The sequence below is a fragment of the Burkholderia sp. Ax-1720 genome, from assembly GCF_011753035.1.
GTDB lineage: Bacteria > Pseudomonadota > Gammaproteobacteria > Burkholderiales > Burkholderiaceae > Burkholderia > Burkholderia gladioli.
On sequence record NZ_VWWK01000296.1, the window covers coordinates 1 to 4,872 of the forward strand.

The 4,872-nt window shown below is 68.1% G+C and carries 3 protein-coding genes and 1 pseudogene; all 4 read left to right on the top strand.

Going from position 1 to position 4,872, the window contains the following annotated elements:
• Positions 1 to 275 precede the first annotated feature (275 nt).
• A complete protein-coding gene (locus F3J18_RS35515; protein WP_013698280.1) occupies positions 276 to 1,514 on the top strand; it encodes a pyridoxal phosphate-dependent aminotransferase in 1,239 nt (412 codons plus the stop codon).
• Between the two features lie 45 nt (positions 1,515 to 1,559).
• Positions 1,560 to 2,882 carry a homoserine dehydrogenase gene (locus F3J18_RS35520; RefSeq protein ID WP_025097634.1) on the top strand — a complete coding sequence of 441 codons (1,323 nt, stop codon included), beginning with the start codon at positions 1,560 to 1,562 and terminating at the stop codon, positions 2,880 to 2,882.
• Positions 2,883 to 2,889: 7 nt separating this feature from the next.
• Positions 2,890 to 4,341: a threonine synthase gene (thrC, locus tag F3J18_RS35525; RefSeq protein ID WP_166916775.1), complete on the top strand. Its 1,452-nt coding sequence runs from the start codon at positions 2,890 to 2,892 to the stop codon at positions 4,339 to 4,341.
• A 260-nt stretch (positions 4,342 to 4,601) separates the two neighbouring features.
• Positions 4,602 to 4,872: pseudogene (locus F3J18_RS35530) on the top strand (molybdopterin molybdenumtransferase MoeA); the annotation flags it as partial.

A 4,872-nucleotide genomic window follows, 5' to 3' on the forward strand; every position in this document is an offset into this window, starting at 1 on the left:
CAGGGGCTCGGGCGGGCGCGCCGCCGGCCGTGCGCGGTGCCGGTGGGCGCCGCCTGGGCCGGCGAGCCGGAATGGTGCATTGCGAAAGCGGGTGAAAATCCGCTAAATTATAACTTTTAAGTCGCCCCCGGGCGGCATTTGCGTCGCGCGTCGCCACAAGCCGCGTCCGGCCGCGCTCCCCGACCGCTTTCCTAGACAGCGCGCATCCACCCGCCGCTTTCCAGTTTCGTCCCCCTTTTCTTGCCCCGCAGGCCTTGCCCAGGAACGTGCCCGCCGTGAAACCGATTCAGAAATCCAACAAGCTGCTCAACGTCTGCTACGACATTCGCGGCCCGGTGCTCGAGCACGCCAAGCGCCTCGAGGAGGAAGGGCACAAGATCATCAAGCTGAACATCGGCAACCTGGCGCCCTTCGGCTTCGAGGCGCCCGACGAGATCATCCAGGACATGATCCGCAACCTGCCGGCTTCGTCGGGTTATTCGGATTCGAAGGGGGTGTTCTCGGCGCGCAAGGCCGTGATGCACTACACCCAGGAAAAGGGCGTGAAGGGCGTCGGCCTGGACGACATCTACATCGGCAACGGCGCCTCGGAGCTGATCGTGATGGCCACCCAGGCGCTGCTCAACAACGGCGACGAGGTGCTGCTGCCGGCGCCGGACTACCCGCTCTGGACCGCCGCCGTGAGCCTGTCGGGCGGCACGCCGGTGCACTACATGTGCGACGAGCAGAACGGCTGGATGCCCGATACCGACGACATCCGCCGCAAGATCACGCCGAACACCAAGGCGCTGGTGGTGATCAACCCGAACAACCCCACCGGCGCGCTGTATTCCGACGACCTGCTGCGCGAGCTGATCGCGATCGCGCGCGAGCACGGCCTGCTGATCTTCGCCGACGAGGTCTACGACAAGATCCTCTACGACGGCAAGACCCACACGGCGCTGGCCTCGCTCACCGAGGACGTGATCACGGTCACCTTCAACAGCCTGTCCAAGAGCTACCGCTCCTGCGGCTACCGCGCCGGCTGGATGTCCGTGGCCGGCCTGAACGGCGAGAACCGCGCGCGCGCCAAGGACTACCTGGAAGGGCTCGGGATCCTCTCGTCGATGCGGCTGTGCGCCAACGTGCCGGGCCAGTTCGCGATCCAGACCGCGCTGGGCGGCTACCAGAGCATCAACGAGCTGCTGGTGCCGAGCGGGCGCCTGTACCGCCAGCGCGAGCTCGCCTACGACATGCTGACCTCGATCCCGGGCGTGAGCTGCGTGAAGCCCGACGCGGCGCTCTACATGTTCCCGCGCCTGGACCCGAAGCTCTACCCGATCCGGAACGACCAGGAATTCATTCTCGACCTGCTGCTCAAGGAGCGCGTGCTGCTGGTGCAGGGCACCGGCTTCAACTGGCCCACCCCGGATCACTTCCGCGTGGTGTTCCTGCCGAACATTGACGATCTGACCGACTCGATCAATCGCATCGCGCGATTCCTCGACGGCTATCGCAAACGTCACGCGGCCTGAGCGGCCGCTTCCGTCTTTCAACTTCAAAACGCAACCACACGCAGCATGGAACCGATCAAAGTCGCCCTGTTGGGCTTCGGCACCGTCGGCAGCGGCACCTTCGAGGTGCTGCGCCGCAATCAGGAAGAAATCAAGCGGCGCGCCGGCCGGGGCATCGAGATCACGCGCATCGCGCTGCGCAACCCGGCCAAGGCGCAGGCCGCGCTGGGCGGCGCGAGCGTCGATCTGAGCACCGATTTCCAGGCGGTGGTCGACGATCCCTCGATCTCGATCGTCGCCGAGATGATCGGCGGCACCGGCATCGCCCGCGAGCTGGTGCTGCGCGCGATCGCCAACGGCAAGCACGTGGTGACCGCCAACAAGGCCCTGCTCGCCGTGCACGGCAGCGAGATCTTCGCGGCCGCGCGCGAGAAGGGCGTGATGGTCGCGTTCGAGGCCGCCGTGGCCGGCGGCATCCCGATCATCAAGGCGCTGCGCGAGGGCCTGACCGCCAACCGCATCCAGTACATCGCCGGCATCATCAACGGCACCACCAACTACATCCTGTCGGAGATGCGCGACCGCGGCCTGGACTTCGCCACCGCGCTGAAGGCCGCCCAGGAGCTCGGCTACGCCGAGGCCGACCCGACCTTCGACATCGAGGGCGTGGACGCCGCGCACAAGGCCACCATCATGAGCGCGATCGCGTTCGGCGTGCCGGTGCAGTTCGAGCGCGCCTACGTCGAGGGCATCAGCAAGCTGGCCGCCACCGACATTCGCTATGCCGAGGAGCTCGGCTATCGCATCAAGCTGCTGGGCATCGCGCGCCGCACCGAGGCGGGCATCGAGCTGCGCGTGCATCCCACCCTGATCCCGGAGAAACGCCTGCTGGCCAATGTCGAGGGCGCGATGAACGCGGTGGTGGTGCACGGCGACGCGGTCGGCACCACGCTCTACTACGGCAAGGGCGCCGGCGCCGAGCCGACCGCCTCGGCCGTGGTGGCCGACCTGGTCGACGTCACGCGCCTGCACACGGCCGACCCGGAACATCGCGTGCCGCATCTCGCGTTCCAGCCGGAAAGCCTGTCGAACACGCCGATCCTGCCGATCGAGGCGGTCACCAGCGGCTACTACCTGCGCCTGCGGGTGGCCGACGAAACCGGCGTGCTGGCCGACATCACGCGCATCCTGGCCGAATCGGGCATCTCGATCGACGCGCTGCTGCAGAAGGAATCGGACCAGGTCGACGGCGGCAGCGACGAAACCGACATCATCCTGATCACGCACGTGACGGTGGAGCGCAACGTGAACGCGGCGATCGCGAGCATCGAGGCGTTGCCGACGATCCGTTCCAAGGTCACGAAGCTGCGCATGGAAGCGCTCAACTGAGGACGACATGAATTACATTTCGACGCGCGGCGCCGGCATCGGCGAGCGCCATACGTTTTCGGACATCCTGCTGGGCGGCCTGGCCAAGGACGGCGGGCTCTACCTGCCGGCCGAATACCCGCGCGTGAGCGCCGGGGAACTGGCGCGCTGGCGCGAGCTGCCTTACGCGGAGCTGGCCTTCGAGGTGCTCTCCAAGTTCAGCGACGACATCCCGGCCGAGGACCTGCGCGAACTCACGCGCCGCACCTATTGCGCCGAGGTCTACGCCAACACGCGCCATGGCGAGAACGCCACCGACATCACGCCGATCAAGACGCTCGGCAGCGAGGGCGGCACCACGCTGGCGCTGCTGGAGCTGTCGAACGGCCCGACCCTGGCGTTCAAGGACATGGCCATGCAGCTGCTCGGCAACCTGTTCGAGTACACGCTGGCCAAGCACGGCGAGACCCTCAACATCCTCGGCGCGACCTCGGGCGACACCGGCAGCGCCGCCGAATACGCGATGCGCGGCAAGGCCGGCGTGCGCGTGTTCATGCTCTCGCCGCACCGGAAGATGAGCGCGTTCCAGTCGGCGCAGATGTACAGCCTGCAGGATCCGAACATCTTCAACCTGGCCGTGGAAGGCGTGTTCGACGACGCCCAGGACATCGTCAAGGCGGTCTCGAACGACCACGCCTACAAGGCGCGCTACAAGATCGGCACGGTCAACTCGATCAACTGGGCACGGGTGGTCGCGCAGGTCGTCTACTACTTCAAGGGCTACTTCGCCGCGACCCGCAGCAACGACGAGCGGGTCTCGTTCACGGTGCCCTCGGGCAACTTCGGCAACGTCTGCGCCGGCCATATCGCGCGCATGATGGGCCTGCCGATCGAGAAGCTGGTGGTGGCCACCAACGAGAACGACGTGCTCGACGAGTTCTTCCGCACCGGCAGCTACCGCGTGCGCGGCGCCGAGCAGACCTATCACACCAGCAGCCCCAGCATGGACATCTCGAAGGCCTCCAACTTCGAGCGCTTCGTGTTCGACCTGCTGGGCCGCGATCCGGCGCGCGTGCTGCAACTGTTCCACGACGTCGAGCACAAGGGCGGCTTCGATCTCGCCGCGAGCGGCGATTTCGCGCGCGTGGCCGAGTTCGGCTTCGTCTCGGGCCGCAGCACGCACGAGGATCGCCTGGCGACGATCCGCGACGTCCACGCGCGCTACGCGACCATGATCGACACGCATACGGCCGACGGCGTGAAGGTGGCGCGCGAGCACCTGCAGCCGGGCGTGCCGATGGTGGTGCTGGAGACCGCCCAGCCGATCAAGTTCGGCGAGACGATCCGCGAGGCGCTGGGCCGCGAGGCCGAGCGTCCCGCCGCGTTCGACGGCATCGAGGCGCTGCCGCAGCGCTTCGAGGTGGTGAAGGCCGATGTGCAGCAGGTGAAGGACTTCATCGCCGCGCATACCGGCGGCTGAGGCGCCGGGCGAGCCGGCGGCGGGACGCTCGGCCTCGCGGCTCGCGCCGCGCGCCTGGTGTCTCGCCCGCGCGCAGCCGTGGCACGTCACGAGGCCGCGACCGGGCTTGCCCGGCGCGGCTTCGTCGTTTTTGGGCCACCGGCCGCGCTGCCGGGCGTCTCGACGGCGCCGGCATGCGCGCCTCGACATGCGCGTCATATCGCACCGTCGCCCGGCTCGCTCGTTACAATGTGGCTTCCGCTCTCCCCACGACCACGCAGATGTCGACTCCCGCTCCCCAGGCCCCCCGTCCACCCATGCTGTCGACCGCCGACGCGCTCGCCGCGCTGCTCGGCGCGGCGGTGCCGCTGGCCGGCTCCGAAACCGTGCCGACGCTCGACGCGCTCGGCCGCGTGCTGGCCGCCGACGTGGTGTCGCCGCTCGACGTGCCGCCGATGGCGATCAGCGCGATGGACGGCTACGCGGTGCGCGTCGCCGACCTGACGCGCGGCGAGCGCCGCCTGCCGGTTTCGCAGCGGATTCCGGCCGGCC